We start from the raw sequence: 14,421 nt of genomic DNA on the forward strand, positions 1-14,421 counted from the left end.
GAGCACACCGATCGCGGTGACGTCACGCGGTGGGTGCTCGGGTGGCGCGGCTGCTGCGGTCAGGCGGCGAGTTCGCCGGCCTGGAGCTGCCAGAGGGATGCGTAGAGTCCGTGCTGGGCGAGGAGTTCGTCGTGGGTGCCCTGTTCGGCCACGACGCCGCCCTTGTCCATGACGTAGATCCGGTCGGCGTGGCGGACGGTGGAGAGCCGGTGGGCGATCACGACCATGGTCCGCTCGGCGGCGAACCTCCGGAGCGTGCGCTGGATGGCGGCCTCGGTCTCGTTGTCCACGGCGGAGGTGGCCTCGTCGAGGATCACGACCGGCGCGTCCTTGAGGATCGCCCGCGCCAGGGCGATCCGCTGCCGCTGGCCGCCCGAGAGCGCGGCGCCGCGTTCGCCGATCAGGGTGTCGTAGCCGTCCGGCAGCGTCGCGACGAAGGCGTGCGCCTCGGCCATCATGGCCGCCTCGACCACGGCCTCGTCCGAGGCGCCGAAGCTGCCGTAGCGGATGTTGTCGGCGATGCTGCCGTCGAAGAGGAACGGGTCCTGGGCGACGAACCCGACCGCGTCCCGCAGGTCCCGGCGCGGCAGGTCGCGCACGTCGCGCCCGTCGAGCAGCACGGCGCCGGACTCCGCGTCCTGGAAGCGCATCAGCAGCTTGGCGACGGTCGTCTTGCCGGAGCCGGTGGCACCGACGAGGGCGGTGACCTGGCCTGCGGGAATGGTCAGCGAGAGGTCCTCCAGCACCGGCGGGCGGCCGGGGTAGGCGAAGGTCACGTCGTCGAGGACGATCTCGCCCCGCACCTTCCCGGTGTCGAGCGGTCCGCCGGTGCCCTCGGCCTCGACGGGCAGGGCCCGCAGGTGGTGGACCCGGTCGTAGGCGGCGAGCGTGCGCTGGTACTGGTCGACGATGCCGCCGAGTCGGTTCATCCGCAGCAGCACCATCTGGGGCAGCCCGATCAGCGGGCTGAACACCTCGAACGGCAGGCTGCCGTCGAGCACCGACCGGCCGCCGATCAGCAGGGTGCCGGCCATCGAGCTGGTCGTGCAGACCCTGACGGTCTCGACGTGGCGGATCGTGCTCCGGTCGGTCCGCTCGTTGCTCTCCTGGGCCGCCGCGCTCAGCCGGTCGATGCGCTCGGCCTCGTAGTCCTCGGTGCAGAAGCTCTTGACGGTGGCGCCGGCCTCCAGGCTGTTGACCAGCTGGCTGTGCAGCCTGGCCCGGTCCTCACCGGAGACGGCGTAGTCGGCCGTGACCTTCTCCTGGTAACGGAGCGACAGCCAGGCGATGACCGGGATGGGCAGGAACGCGATCCAGGCGATCTGCGGTGCCAGCAGGAGGAACACCGGCACCAGGATGGCCAGGCTGGTGCCCAGCTGGAGCACGTCGTTGGCCGAGGTGGTGAAGAAGGCGCCCAGCTGGCGGACGTCGTCGGTGAGCACGCCGGCGATCCGGGTGGTCCGTTCGCCTTCCAGGTGCCGCAGTTCGAGGTGCTGGACGTGGTCGTACGTGCGGCTCCGCCAGTCGTGCTCGATGTCCTGGCCGAGTCGGCGCCACTGGAGGTTCGAGGAGTAGGAGAGGCCCGCGACGGCGGCACAAGCGACGGCCACCAGCCCTGCCAGGCCCCAGAGTTGGGCGGACGCGGTGGTCAGACCGATGCGGACCAACGGCGCGGCCTCGCCCTTGATGAGGACCAGCGCGGTCCAGCCGAGGAAGGTGGCGAGCGCCATCTCCGCGACCTGGCAGGCGACCGAGAGCGCGGAGGCGCGGAAGAGCCGGCGCCGGTGCGGTCCGACGACCTCCAGCAGGGGGTGGCGTTCGGTTCCGGTCCCGGCCGGCTCGCCGGCCGTGTCGGCCGTTCCGCGCCAGGCCTTCCGAAGGACGGCCACGGTCGCGGTCGCGACCCCGCCGAGTGCCACCAGTTGCCTGCTCAGCGCCGACCCCCGGATCAGCGCGACGCCGGCCGCCACCCCGCCGCCGACGGCGAGGACCGGTCGCACGACGAGGCCGCGGTCCGGGCGCGGGGCCGGTGCGGCGGGCCGCGCCGACGCCGGACTCACCGTCCCGGTCGGCCCCTGCACGACCAGGGCGACGGCCCTGCGGACGATCCGGCCGACGTCCGCGGCGCGCACCCGCGCGTCGTGCCGGACGAGCACCCCACCGGTGACCGGACTCGCCTGCGCCTCGGTGATCCCGGGGACGCGCCGCAGGGCGGCGGCGAGGATCTCGGCCGTCCGGGGCCGTCCGAGGACCGGCTTGACGTCCCAGCGCTGGCGCCCCGGGATGACCGAGCGCGGGCGCACGTCCGAATCCACGGGAAGGTTCCCGGCTGCTGCGGCCAGCAGAGATGGCATGTGTACGATCACCTGTTTGCGGAGGTCACGGATGGACCGTCATTGGGCATGACGGAGCACCGCGGCAAATGGAAAGTCTGAAGGGGAAAGCGATACGGCCGACAGGGCGGTGGTAGCTGCTCGGGCACATCTTCCGAGACCGGTCGAAACATGCGCCCGAGCGACTGATCGGTCCGCGGGGCGGAGCGTCAGGGAGTCTTGCCGGCGCCGACGGTCGCGGTCGCGCGGATCTTCGGGGCCCTCGACTCGTGCTCGACCCGGTGGACGGGCTCGGTCTTCTCCTTGTGCGGGACGGGGCCCTCGGCGGCCCGGTGGTGCTCGTCGGAGGTGATCTGCGCGGCCACCATGTCGGCGGCCACCTCGGCCGCGAGGTCGTGGATTCCCTCTCCGGCCTCATGGGCCGCCTTCTTCACCTCCATGGCGATGCCGACGGACGTCTTGACGACGCCACGGACCAGCGGCTTGAGGAGCCGCTTGGCCAGCGGCGCGACGATGAGGCCGATCAGGAAGGGCGGTACTACGGGCGGCATGATGCTCCAACCTCTCCACGCAGACGGATGACAGGGGACCCCGGGGGCACTGCGAACTCCGGAGCACACACAACAGGGCGGACGGAAGCACCCATGTCCGAAATTCTTCGTTCCCGTGCCGGATTCCCTGCTGGGCCGAAAATTCCTCTGGGGTCCACCGCCCGCTCCCTGGTCACCGTAGTCGAGCCAGGTCCACCGAGAGCAAACGTCCTTGGCGGAATTCACCCGTGCGAGTGCTTTAAATCCAATCCGCCTCCACGGGTCGGAATATGCATACTCACCAAATAAGCCAATTATCCTATTTAACTATCAGGTCCCGTCCTGGGCCCCTCGTTCCACCCGTCGGCGCAACACGGGGAACGGCAGCCCGCCACCACCCAGCACGGCCTCGTGGAAGGTCCGCACCTCGAAACCGGCCCCCTTCTCGGCCTCCGCCCGGGCCCGCAACCGAACGAACTCCAGGTAGCCCGCACGGTAGGACAGCGCCTGCCCGGGCAGGTCCGTCGAGTACCGCAGCAGGTCCGAGGCGATCTGGCCGTCCGCCTCGGTGGAGTTGGCGCGCATGAAGTCCCGGGCCTGCTCCAGGCTCATCGTCCCGAGGTTGAGCCCGGTGTCCACGACGAGGCGCTGCGCGGTGAATCGCTCCTGCGCAAGGCGCCCGTAGGCGTCCCAGGGGTCGTCGTAGAGGCCCATCTCCCAGCCGAGGCCCGCCGCGTACTCGGCCCAGCCCTCGTTGAAGGCGCCGAACTCGGCCACCTCACGACGCAGTTGCGGCAGCACGCGGTTCTCGGCCTGCCGGGCGAGGTGGAAGTGGTGCCCGGGGGCCAGCTCGTGGTGGATCAGGGAGGCCGCGCCGATCAGCGAGCGCCCTTCCAGACCGGAACCGTTGTAGCGGTAGCGCCCGATCGGGGCGGCCGGAGTGGGCAGCTCGTAGTACCCGAAGGTCATCCCCGCCTCCAGCGCCGGATCCAGCCGCGCCAGTCCGTACGGCGCGGCCGGCAGCACCGCGAACCAGCGCGGCAGCAGCGGGGCGAGCCGGTCGAGGTAGCCGCGGTAGCGGGCCTCGACCTCCTCGGGAGTCCGCGCGTAGAGCCGGGGCTCGGTGCGCAGCCGCTCGTGGAACTCCCCCTCCGGGCCGTGGAATCCGAGGGCGGCTCGGGCCTCCCGCATCCGCTCGGCGAGCTCCCGGCACTGCTCCCGGCCGAGCTCGTGGAGCCGCTCGGGCGGCGTGTCGCCCCCGCTGTGGATCCGGACGAACTCCCGGTACGCCCCCTCACCGCCTTCGTACCGGGCCCAGCCGACGGCCCGCGGCGCCTCGCGCAGGTAGTCCGGGTCGTCGAGGACGGCGAGCAGGCCGTCGAAGGCCGGCAGCAACTCGGCTTCCACCAGCCGCCGCACGCCGCTCCGGACCCGTCCGCGCTCGGCCGGCCCCAACTCACCGAGCCGGGCCTCGTCCACCTCCACGCGCTCCGCCACCGACGCCCGCAGGCCCGCGAGGGTGGCGCGCACCCCGGGCAGGGCCGGAGCGGGCACCCGGAAGCCGCGCGCGGCCTGCCCCGCCGCCTTGTCACCGATCGAGCCGACCACCCGGGCCAGCTCGCGTACCAGCACCAAGTACCGTTCGGCGTCCGCTGGTTCGCCGAACCGGTGGCCCCGCAGGACCACGTCGACGTACTGCGACAGCGGGAACAGCCGGTACGGCGTAGCCGCGGGCGTCAGCCAGTAGCAGCGGTGGGCGCGCACCTCCTGCTCGGCCAACCCCGCGAGGAATCCGACGGTGTCGGCATCGGTACCGGACAGCTCCGCGCCGTCGAGCGTCCGCGCCCGGGCCAGCACCTCCTCGGCGAACCGCGCCCGCTCCTCGGCCTCGGCGGGCGACGCTCCGGGGAGCGTCTCGACCGGGAGCCCCTGGCGGACTCTCAGCAGTGGATCGCGCTCCAGCAGGAACTCCCAGTAGCGGTCCGCCAGATGGCTCGTCGCCCGGCCCGGCTCGTTCGTCCTCGCGCTCATGCGGCCAGTGTGGCGGTGCCGGGCCTGCCGCCCTGCCCGGTCGCCCGAAACAGCGGCCTCGGTATCCCCCGAACGGATGAGGCGGCGGGTTTCGCCCCCGCCCCGTGCGGAAGGCGACCGCATCAACCGGAGCCCCGGGATGTCACCGTGCGCACGGATGTTCTGATGAGCTTACTTGTCCCCGGTCGGCGCGCCGGGAGGGTCGGCTGTGCGTGCGCCGCAGCCGGTTCCCGGGATCACGGCGCCCTCACCCCCCGGACCGCCCGACGTAGCGTGCTCGGCGACCCCTGCGCCTCCGGCCGCCGCCACACCGCCCCGGAGGTCCTGATCGCGCCCGAGCGGAGCACCGTCGCATGACCGTCACCCAGGACAAGCCCCTGCACCACCACACCGGCGCGGGGTTACCCGCCCCGTTCGCCGTCGCGGGGACCGGGGTGCACCTGCCCCCGACCGTCGTCACCAACGAGCAGCTGACCCGCTCCCTCGACACCAGCGACGCATGGATCACCAGCCGCACCGGCATCCGTGAACGCCGCCGCCTGGCCCCGGACCTGGCCACCTCCGACATGTGCGTCGACGCCGCGCACCAGGCCCTGGACGCGGCGGGCACCGCCCCCGCCCAGTTGGACGCGGTGATCGTCGCCACCTACACCTGGGACCAGCCCCTGCCCTCCACCGCGCTGATCGTCAAGGACGCCCTGGGCGCCCACCGGGCCCTGTCCCTGGACGTCACCCAGGCGGCCTGCGCCTCCGGCGTCCAGGCCGTGCTGATCGCCGCCCACCTCCTCCAGAACCCTTCCATCACCACCATCCTGGTCCTCGCCGCCGACTGCGCCTCCAGGATCACCGACCCCACGGACCGCACCACCGGCGTCTTCTTCGGCGACGCCGCGGCCGCCGTCGTGCTCACCCGCTCCGAGACCGCGGGCGCGGGCCTGCTCTCCTACGACCTGGGCTCCCAGCTCTCCTACGACGTCCAGGTCCCGGCCGGCGGCTCCCGGCTGCCCACCAGCGCATCCACCCTGGCCGCCGGCGCCCACTACCTGCGCATGGACGGCCGCTCCGTCTGGAACACCGCCACCACCCGCCTGCCCGAGAGCATCACCAGCGCCGCCCGGCAGGCCGGCGTGCCGCTCGACGAGATCCGGCACTTCTTCCTGCACCAGGCCAACCTGAACCTCCTCACCGAAACCGTGAAGACCATGGGCGTCCCTCAGGACCGCGTCCCCGTCACCGTCGACCGGCTCGGCAACACCGGATCGGCCGGCCTGTTCACCGCACTCCACTCCACCGTCGCCGCGGGCGGCCTGCGACCGGGCGACACCTACGTCCTGTCCGGGATCGGCGCGGGCTTCCAGTGGGGCACCCTCTGCCTCCGGCACGCCTGACCCCGACCACCGTGCCACATTCGAACACTCTTACCGGGCAAGCGAGTTGACTCGCCACTGGCAGAACTCGGTGGCACCATGACGGCCATGCCCCGTCGTACCCCGCCGCCCGTCCGGACGGCCGCCGCCACCGTCCTGGCCGCCGCACTGACCGTCACGGTGGCCGGCTGCGGGGGCGCGGCCCGTCCCTCGACGAGCACCCCGCTCGTCGAACACGGGACCGTCCGGATCGCCGCGTCCAGCGAGACGCCGAGCTTCGACCCGTACACGGCCTTCGGCGCCGCCCAGGCCCGCTACGCCTACGACTCGCTGGTCAACGTCTCCGCCGACGCCACCCTGGTCTCCGGCCTGGCCTCCTCCTGGGAGGCCACCACCACCACGGCCGTCTTCACCCTCCGCCCGGGGATCACCTGCTCCGACGGCACCCCCCTCACCGCCACGGCCGTCGCCCGCGCGCTGACCTACGCCGGAGACCCGGCCAACCAGCTCGCCGGCGCCCAGACCGTCCTGCCCAGCGTCCCGTACACCGCGAGCGCCGACGACGCGACCGGCACCGTGACGGCGACCACCACCACCCCCTTCCCGTTCCTCACCCGCACCCTCGGCCTGCTGCCGATCGTCTGCCCCGCCGGCCTCGACCGGCCCCGGACGCTGGACCGCTCCACCCGGGGCACCGGACCGTACGTGCTGACCCACTACACCCCGGGCGGGCCGTACGAGTTCACCGTCCGAGAGGGCTACACCTGGGGCCCGGCCGGCGCGACCACCGCGGAGCCCGGCCTGCCGGCCCGCCTCGTCATCTCGGTGGTGCCCCAGGCCTCCACCACCGCGAACCTGCTGCTCACCGGGGGCGTCGACATCGCGGACGTGAACGGGCCGGACCGCACCCGGCTCACCGGCCACGGCCTGTCCACCACCGACGTGGCGACCGTCGTCGGGATGACCTTCTTCAACCAGCGCCCCGGCCGGCCGCTGGCCGAACCGGCCCTGCGCCGGGCCCTGGTGTCCGCGCTCGACCGCCAGGGCCTCGCCAACGTCGCCGTCGGCGGCACCGGCACGCCCGCCACCGACTTCGACGCCGAGGGCGCCGTCTGCCACGCCGACCTCGCCACCGCCAACCTGCCCGCGCAGGACGCCACCGAGGCACTGCGCGCCGCCGGCTGGACCCGTGGCCCGGACGGCCGGCTGACCAAGGACGGCAAGCCGCTCCGGCTGCGCCTGATCACCAGCCCCGACCTCGGCCCCACGCTGGCACCCGTCGCCGAGCTGATGGCCCGGACCTGGACGGCGCTGGGCGCGGACGTCAAGCTGGTCACCGAGAGCCTGCCCGCGCTCGTCAACGCCATGTACCAGACCGGCGACTTCGACGTCGTGGTCGGCACCTCCCCCGGCTTCGCCCTGCCCGTCGGCTTCATCCCCTTCTTCTCCGGCCCGCCCCCCGCCCAGGGCCTCAACTTCGCGGGCGTGGCCAACCCCGAATACGACGCCCTGGTCGCCCAGGCCCTCCGGGAACCGGACACCGAAGGCTGCGCCACCTGGAACCGGGCCGCCGCCGCCCTCTTCCGATCGGCCGACGCCCTGCCGATCGCCGACGGCCGGAGCACCGTGTACGGGCGCAGTACCACCTTCGCCACCACCTTCGGCGGCCAGCTCGTCCCCACCAGCATCCGCCTGCACCGATGACCGGGGGAACCCGCGTGACCGTACCCCGCCGTTCGCCGCCTCTGCCGCATCTGCCGCATCTGCCGCGGCACCTCATGCCCCGCCTCCTGCGGCACCCGTGGACGGCGTTCCTCGGCCGGCGCACCGTCCGGCTGCTCCTCTCGCTCGGGGTCGTGCTCACCGCGTCGTTCGCGATGATCCGCCTGGTGCCCGGAGACCCGGTCCGCGCGGCGCTCGGCGTCGACGCCTCCCCCGCCCTGGTGGCCGCACGCCGGCACCAACTCGGGCTCGACGAACCCTTCCTGGCCCAGTACCGGCACTATGTCGACGGCCTCGTGCACGGCGACCTCGGCACCTCGCTGGTCACCTCGACACCGGTCGCGGAGCTCGTCCGCACCCGGCTGCCGGCCACCCTGGAGATCGCCGGCCTGGCCTTCCTCGTCACCCTCGCCGTCGCCCTGCCCGGCGGCCTGCTCGCCGCCGTCCGCACCCGGGACGGCCGGCACCCGCGCAGCGAACTGGCGTTCACCACGCTCACCGCCGGCCTGGCCGGAATCCCCGACTTCGTCCTGGCCGCCGGGCTCACCGCGCTGCTGGCCGTCGGCCTCCAACTGCTGCCGGTGGCCGGCACCGCGGGCGCCGGGTCCTTCGTCCTGCCGGTCCTCGCGCTCTCCGTGGCACCCACCGCCGTCCTGGTGCGCATCGTCCGGGTGGAGGCGCTGAAGGTGCTGTCCGAGGACTACCTGCGCACCGCCCGGGGGAAGCGGCTGTCCCCGGCACGCCGCTACCTGCGGCACGCGGCGCCGAACATGGCCACCGCCGCGCTCACCGTCGCCGGAGGCCTGCTGCCCGCCCTGATCGCCGGCACCGTGCTGGTGGAAAAGGTCTTCGCCTGGCCCGGCATCGGTTCGGCCCTGGCGCAGTCCGTGAGCTCGCAGGACTACCCGGTGATCCAGGCGATGGTCCTGATCCTCGGCACGACCGTCCTGCTCGCCGCCCTCCTGGTCGACGTGCTGCTGGCGCTGCTCGACCCGCGCTCGACGATCCGGGAGAGCTGAGGTGCCGATGCCCCTTCCCACCAGGTACCTCCGCTCGCCCATGGCCTGGGCCGCCACCGCCATGCTGGCCTCTCTGGTCGTGCTCGCGCTGGCGGGCCCGCTCGTCTGGGGCGCGGCAGCCGACCTGCCCGACCCCTCGGCGGTGCTCCAAGGCCCCTCCACTGCCCACCCCTTCGGCACCGACAACCTCGGACGGGACCTGCTCGCCCGGGTCCTGACCGCCACCCGGCCCTCCCTGCTGCTCGCGCTGGCCGCGACCGCGATCGGCGCGAGCGCGGGCATCCTCCTCGGCGCGTCCACCGCCGTCGTCGGCCCCCGCGCCCGCCGCCTGCTCGCGGCACTGATCAACCTCCTGCTCGCCTTCCCCGCGCTCCTGGTCGCGCTCTTCCTCGCGGTCGTGTTCGGCGCGGGCGCGGCCGGGGCGATGCTCGCCCTCGCCGTCGCCGGTGTACCCGGCTTCGCCCGGCTCGCCCAGACCCTCGCCGCCGCCGTCGCGGGCACCGACCACCTGGCCTCCGCCCGGGTCCTCGGCCTGCGCCGGCACCGGCTGCTGTGGCGGCACGTCCTGCCCAACATCGCCGAACCGCTGCTGCTGAGCGCGACCACGGCGGCGGGCACCTCCCTGGTCGCGCTCTCCGGGCTGAGCTTCCTCGGCCTGGGCGTCCAACCGCCCGGCTACGACTGGGGGCAACTGCTCAACCAGGGGCTCGACCGGATCTACGCACAGCCGCTGCCCGCCCTCGCCCCCGGCCTGGCCATCCTCTACGCGGCGGTGACGTTCCAACTGCTCGGCGAGGTCCTGGCCGGAGGCGCCGCCCGGCGCAGCCCGGCGGACCGTGCGGACCGTACGCCCCGGCGGCGGATCGCGCCGAGTGCACCGAGCGGGCCGAGCGGGCCCGACGAGGACGGCCTCGTCCTCCAGGTCGAGGAGCTGAGCGTCGAACTCCCCACCCCGGAAGGCGTGATCCGGCCGGTCCGCGGCGTGAGCCTCTCCCTGCGGCCGGGCGAGATCGTCGGACTCGTCGGCGAGTCCGGCTCCGGCAAGTCGCTCACCGCGCTCGCGATCGCCGACCTGCTCCCCGAGCGCGCCCGGGTATCCCACCGCACCCTCCGGCTGCTCGGCGCCGACCTGGACGCCATGACGCCGAAGCAGCGCGACCAGCACCTCGCGACCGGCCTGGCGATGGTCTTCCAGAACCCGGCCACGGCACTCAACCCGTCACTCCGGATCGCCACCCAGCTCACCGAGGCGCCCCGCACCCATCTCGGCACGAGCCGCACCCAGGCCCTGCGCGATGCCGCGGACGCCCTGCAACGGGTGGCCCTGTCCCCCGCCCTGCTGCGGTCACGCCCCCACCAGCTCTCCGGCGGCCAGCGCCAGCGCGTGATGATCGCCGCCGGCCTGATGATGCGGCCCGGCCTGATCATCGCCGACGAACCGACGACCGCCCTCGACACCACCGTGCAGCGGCAGATCACCGAACTGCTCTCCGACCTGCGGCGGGACACCTCCGCCGCCGTCCTGTTCATCAGCCACGACATCGCGCTCGTGAGCGGATTCTGCGAACGCGTCCTGGTGATGTACGCGGGCTCCGTCGTCGAGACCCTCCCCGCCGACCGGCTCGCCACCGCCGCCCGGCACCCCTACACCCGGGCCCTGGTCGCCTCGGTGCCGGACCTCACCGCGGACCGCGACCGGCCGCTGCCCACCGTGGCGGGCGCGCCGCCCGACCCGATCGCCCTCACCCCGGGCTGCCCGTTCGAGCCCCGCTGCCCGTACCGGCAGGACCGCTGCGCCCGGGAGGCTCCGCAGCTGGACGACGTCGACGCGCTCCAGCGGGTCGCCTGCTGGTACCCCCCTCCGGCGCCGGCAGAGACGGACCGGGCGACGGAACCTACGGAACATCAGGTGGAGGCGGACCCGTCATGACCAGCCTGCGGCTCTGCGACCTCACCGTCCGCCACCACGGCCCGCGCGGCCCCGTCACCGCCGTGGACCGCGTCTCACTGGAGGTCCCGGCCGGCACCACGCTCGGGCTCGTCGGCGAGTCCGGCTCGGGGAAGTCGACCCTGGCCCGCGCGATCGTCGGACTCGCCCCCGTGCACGGGGGCCGGGTCCTCGTCGACGGCCAGGACGTCCGGGTCCGTACCGTCCGTGCCCGGCGCCGGCTCGGCCGCCTGGTCCAGATCGTCCTCCAGGACCCGGACACCGCGCTCGACCCCCGGATGACCGTCCGCCAGACCCTCGTCGAGGCCGCCACCGTCTTCCAGTGGCTCGACCGGCACGCCCGTACCGAGCGCGTCGCCGCGCTGCTCGACCTCGTCGGACTGGACCCCCGGCTCGCCGGCCGCCTGCCCCGGCAGCTGTCCGGCGGCCAGCGCCAACGGGTCGCCGTCGCCCGTGCCCTGGCCGTCGGACCCGGACTCCTGATCGCCGACGAGATCACCTCGGCACTCGACGTCTCGGTACAGGCGTCCGTCCTCAACACGATCCGCGAACTCCGGCAACGGCTCGGCCTGTCCATGCTGTTCATCGGCCACAACCTGCCCGCGGTCTGCTACGTCTCCGATACGGTGGCGGTGATGCAGCGCGGCCGGATCGTCGAAACGGGCCCCACCGACGCCCTCCTGCGCGACCCGCAGCACCCCTACACGCGCGAGCTCCTCGCCGCCGTCCCCCGCCTGTCCGGCCCACCGCCCTCCCGGAGGTCCCGATGACCGTCGACCGACCCGACGCGGTGGTGGTCGGGGCCGGGGTGATCGGCACCGCCGTCGCCCTCGAACTCGCCCGCACCGGACGGCAGGTGGTCGTGGTGGACAAGGCCGGCGCGGCCGGCCACGGATCGACCGGCGCGTCCAGCGCGATCGTCCGGTTCAACTACTCCACCTTCGACGGCGTCGCCACGGCCTGGGAGTCCCTCCACCTGTGGGCGTCCTGGCCCGAGCACCTCGGGCTCACCACCGACCGCCGCCCGCTCGCGGCCTTCCGCCGCACCGGCGCCGTGCTGCTCGACGCGCCCTTCCCCGAACCCGCCGACACCGCGGCCCTGTTCGACCTGGCCGGCGTCCCGTACGAACGGTGGGACACCGCGACCCTGCGCGGGCGCCTGCCCGGGATCGACGCCGGGCGGTACTGGCCGCCGAAGCCCGTGGACGACGACGCCTTCTTCGACGGCCCGGCCGGTGAGCTCGGTGCCCTGTTCACCCCGGACGCCGGGTTCGTCGACGACCCGCAGCTCGCGGCCCAGAATCTCGCCGACGCGGCGGGCGAGCTGGGTGCGCGCTTCCTGTTCCACCGCACCGTGGTGGCCGTCGACCGGCACGCGGACCGCGTGGCAGGCCTCCATCTGGCCGACGGGGCCCGGATCGCCGCGCCGGTCGTGGTCAACGCCGCCGGCCCGTGGTCGGGAGGCCTCAACCGGCTGGCGGGTGTCGGCAGCGACTTCACCATCGGTGTACGCCCCCTGCGCGAGGAGGTCCACCAGATCGCCGCGCCCGACAGCTCCACCACCCGCCTCACCAGCGGCCCCAGCGCCCGCCCCGGGCCGGTTCCGGTCGTCGCCGACCTCGACCTCGGCACCTACCTGCGCCCGGCCGCCGGGGGCCGCCTGCTCATCGGCGGCACCCAGCCGGCCTGCGACCCACCGGAGTGGATCGACGACCCGGACGAAGCCGACCCGCGCCCCACCGCCCACCGCTTCCGGACCCAGGTAACCCGCGCGGCCCGCCGCTTCCCCGGGATCACGGTCCCCAGCCGGCCCGTCGGCGTCGCGGGCGTGTACGACGTCGCCGACGACTGGACCCCGATCTACGACCGCACCGCCCTCGACGGCTACTACGTCGCCATGGGCACGAGCGGCAACCAGTTCAAGAACGCACCGCTGGTGGGCCGCTACCTCGCATCCCTGATCGACCTGGTCGAGGCCGGCCACGACCATGACGGCGACCCGGTCCGCTACCGCTGCGAGCACACCGGCAACGTCGTGGACCTGGGCGCGTTCTCCCGCCGCCGCCCGGTCCGGACCGGCTCCGCCCGCACGGTCATGGGCTGAGGGTGCGCAGTTCGCTCACCAGATCCGAGACCACCCCGACCACGAACCCGGGCTCCTCGGTCGGGAAGTCATGGCCGGTTCCCGTCGGCGTGTGCACCACCCGGGACGCGGTCGACGCCGCCAGGTAGCGGGTTCGGGCCCCGAGGTAGAAGCGGGCCGTCCGCTCGGTCTCGGCGGCGTCCCCGGCGGCGGCCAGCACCGTCTCCCCTCCCGTGAGGTCGCGGGGTATGACCAGCACCAGCGGCAGGTCGCCGAGGTCCCCGTCGTAGACCACGGTCTCCCAGCCCACCTCCGCCAGGCCGACGGGCGAGAGCTCCGCGAAGATCGACGCGGCGGCGCAGTACTGGCCGGTCCGACTGTCCCGGCCCCGGCCCCGGCCCCGGTGAACACCGAACAGGTGCCGCACCGCCGTCAGCAGGAACTCCCGGCGCATGCCCGCGACCAGCCGATTGGGCGGCGCGAAGGCGATGACCTCCAGGGGCGTCGGATCCAGCAGCACGAGTCCGGCCACCACGTCCGGCCGCCGCCTGGCGGCATTCGCGACCAGCAGCCCGCCGAAGGAATGGCCGACGAACACGTACGGGGCCCGCTCCCCCGCCGCCTCCAGCGCGGCCACCAGCTCCTCCGCCTCGGCCGCCGTCGTCCTCGGGAAGGGCCCGACGTCACTCCAGCCCGAGCCGAACCGGTCGACCAGCACCGAGCGGGTCCGGGCCGCCATCATCGCGTGCAACTGCCCGAACTCCTCGCCCGGCGCGTGCCCACCCGGCATCCAGACCACCGTCGGCCCATCCCCGGCAACCCCCTCGGCGAGGACGTGCATCCGGCGTCCGCCCACCCCCACCAGCCGCCCCGGCGCCCCGCCCGCCCCCGCGCCCCGGCCGACCAGCACCAGATGCCGCACCGCGCCGACCGCCAGCACCACACCCACAGTCACCACTAAGCACCCGAGCGCCACCAGCCATCCCGCACCGCCCCCGACCAGCCCGACCCCCACACCCACCACCAGCACCGCGACCGGCACTCCCGCCCAGTCCCGGCTCAGCGACGCGAGCAGGGCATCCGCCACCCGTCCGTTCCGGCGCATCGGTCCTCCACGGCATCCGAGAGGCGACCTCTCCCCCTGTTCTTCCCCCATCCACCCACCCCGACGCGCCCCCACGAACACGCATTCGACACAGCAGGCCCTGCCCGCCCGGCGCCCCACCCACCGCGCGCCCCGCCGCCGTATCGCTGCCCATCGGAGAGGAGCCGGCCACCAGGCCACATCTCCACAAATGCAAAGAACCCCCATCCGGTTTCCCGGATGGGGGTTCTCTGTGAATGATTGTTCGGCGGCGTCCTACTCTCCCACAGGGTCCCCCCTGCAG

Annotated in this window: 10 protein-coding genes; 6 read left to right on the plus strand and 4 right to left on the minus strand. The window is 73.8% G+C overall.

The features are described from left to right. Nucleotides 1-59: 59 nt before the first annotated feature. From AB0O19_RS35500 to AB0O19_RS35510, 3 genes are all read right to left on the minus strand, one after another. Complete coding sequence (locus AB0O19_RS35500) at nucleotides 60-2,354, minus strand: ATP-binding cassette domain-containing protein (protein WP_363625552.1); 2,295 nt, start codon at nucleotides 2,352-2,354, stop codon at nucleotides 60-62. A gap of 188 nt (nucleotides 2,355-2,542) precedes the next feature. Continuing rightward, complete coding sequence (locus AB0O19_RS35505) at nucleotides 2,543-2,884, minus strand: DUF5132 domain-containing protein (protein ID WP_363625554.1); 342 nt, start codon at nucleotides 2,882-2,884, stop codon at nucleotides 2,543-2,545. A gap of 309 nt (nucleotides 2,885-3,193) precedes the next feature. Continuing rightward, nucleotides 3,194-4,894, minus strand: a complete 1,701-nt coding sequence (locus AB0O19_RS35510; protein WP_363625556.1) for a DUF885 domain-containing protein — start codon at nucleotides 4,892-4,894, stop codon at nucleotides 3,194-3,196. A 353-nt stretch (nucleotides 4,895-5,247) separates the two neighbouring features. Between AB0O19_RS35510 and AB0O19_RS35515 the strand changes: the two genes are divergently transcribed. The 6 genes from AB0O19_RS35515 to AB0O19_RS35540 all read left to right on the plus strand — a co-directional run bounded on the left by AB0O19_RS35515 (nucleotide 5,248) and on the right by AB0O19_RS35540 (nucleotide 13,054). After that, nucleotides 5,248-6,282 (plus strand): beta-ketoacyl-ACP synthase 3, encoded by a 1,035-nt coding sequence (locus AB0O19_RS35515; protein ID WP_363625558.1) that lies wholly within the window; start codon nucleotides 5,248-5,250, stop codon nucleotides 6,280-6,282. Nucleotides 6,283-6,369: 87 nt separating this feature from the next. Beyond that, nucleotides 6,370-7,965, plus strand: coding sequence for an ABC transporter substrate-binding protein (locus AB0O19_RS35520; RefSeq protein ID WP_363625560.1), 1,596 nt, complete (start codon nucleotides 6,370-6,372; stop codon nucleotides 7,963-7,965). Between the two features lie 74 nt (nucleotides 7,966-8,039). Further along, on the plus strand, nucleotides 8,040-9,002 hold the full coding sequence (locus tag AB0O19_RS35525; RefSeq protein ID WP_363625562.1) for an ABC transporter permease: 963 nt from the start codon (nucleotides 8,040-8,042) through the stop codon (nucleotides 9,000-9,002). Between the two features lie 7 nt (nucleotides 9,003-9,009). After that, nucleotides 9,010-10,932, plus strand: a complete 1,923-nt coding sequence (locus tag AB0O19_RS35530; protein ID WP_363625570.1) for a dipeptide/oligopeptide/nickel ABC transporter permease/ATP-binding protein — start codon at nucleotides 9,010-9,012, stop codon at nucleotides 10,930-10,932. Further along, entirely contained in the window at nucleotides 10,929-11,720 is a 792-nt protein-coding gene (locus AB0O19_RS35535; RefSeq protein ID WP_363625564.1) for an ATP-binding cassette domain-containing protein, read from the plus strand. The genes AB0O19_RS35530 and AB0O19_RS35535 overlap by 4 nt, the downstream gene beginning before the upstream one ends. After that, on the plus strand, nucleotides 11,717-13,054 hold the full coding sequence (locus tag AB0O19_RS35540; RefSeq protein ID WP_363625566.1) for an FAD-dependent oxidoreductase: 1,338 nt from the start codon (nucleotides 11,717-11,719) through the stop codon (nucleotides 13,052-13,054). The genes AB0O19_RS35535 and AB0O19_RS35540 overlap by 4 nt, the downstream gene beginning before the upstream one ends. On the opposite strand, the gene AB0O19_RS35545 is transcribed toward AB0O19_RS35540, so the two are convergent. Continuing rightward, complete coding sequence (locus AB0O19_RS35545) at nucleotides 13,044-14,138, minus strand: alpha/beta hydrolase (RefSeq protein ID WP_363625568.1); 1,095 nt, start codon at nucleotides 14,136-14,138, stop codon at nucleotides 13,044-13,046. The genes AB0O19_RS35540 and AB0O19_RS35545 overlap by 11 nt on opposite strands. Between the last annotated feature and the right edge of the window lie 283 nt (nucleotides 14,139-14,421).

Origin of the sequence: Kitasatospora sp. NPDC091276 (assembly GCF_040684355.1) — a bacterium.
GTDB lineage: Bacteria > Actinomycetota > Actinomycetes > Streptomycetales > Streptomycetaceae > Kitasatospora.

Coding starts and splice junctions, on each gene's coding strand:
- AB0O19_RS35530 (WP_363625570.1), top strand. CDS start 9,010: ATGCCCCTTCCCACCAGGTACCTCCGCTCGCCCATGGCCTGGGCCGCC.
- AB0O19_RS35520 (WP_363625560.1), top strand. CDS start 6,370: ATGCCCCGTCGTACCCCGCCGCCCGTCCGGACGGCCGCCGCCACCGTC.
- AB0O19_RS35515 (WP_363625558.1), top strand. CDS start 5,248: ATGACCGTCACCCAGGACAAGCCCCTGCACCACCACACCGGCGCGGGG.
- AB0O19_RS35505 (WP_363625554.1), bottom strand. CDS start 2,884: ATGCCGCCCGTAGTACCGCCCTTCCTGATCGGCCTCATCGTCGCGCCG.
- AB0O19_RS35545 (WP_363625568.1), bottom strand. CDS start 14,138: ATGCGCCGGAACGGACGGGTGGCGGATGCCCTGCTCGCGTCGCTGAGC.
- AB0O19_RS35510 (WP_363625556.1), bottom strand. CDS start 4,894: ATGAGCGCGAGGACGAACGAGCCGGGCCGGGCGACGAGCCATCTGGCG.
- AB0O19_RS35535 (WP_363625564.1), top strand. CDS start 10,929: ATGACCAGCCTGCGGCTCTGCGACCTCACCGTCCGCCACCACGGCCCG.
- AB0O19_RS35500 (WP_363625552.1), bottom strand. CDS start 2,354: ATGCCATCTCTGCTGGCCGCAGCAGCCGGGAACCTTCCCGTGGATTCG.
- AB0O19_RS35540 (WP_363625566.1), top strand. CDS start 11,717: ATGACCGTCGACCGACCCGACGCGGTGGTGGTCGGGGCCGGGGTGATC.
- AB0O19_RS35525 (WP_363625562.1), top strand. CDS start 8,040: ATGCCCCGCCTCCTGCGGCACCCGTGGACGGCGTTCCTCGGCCGGCGC.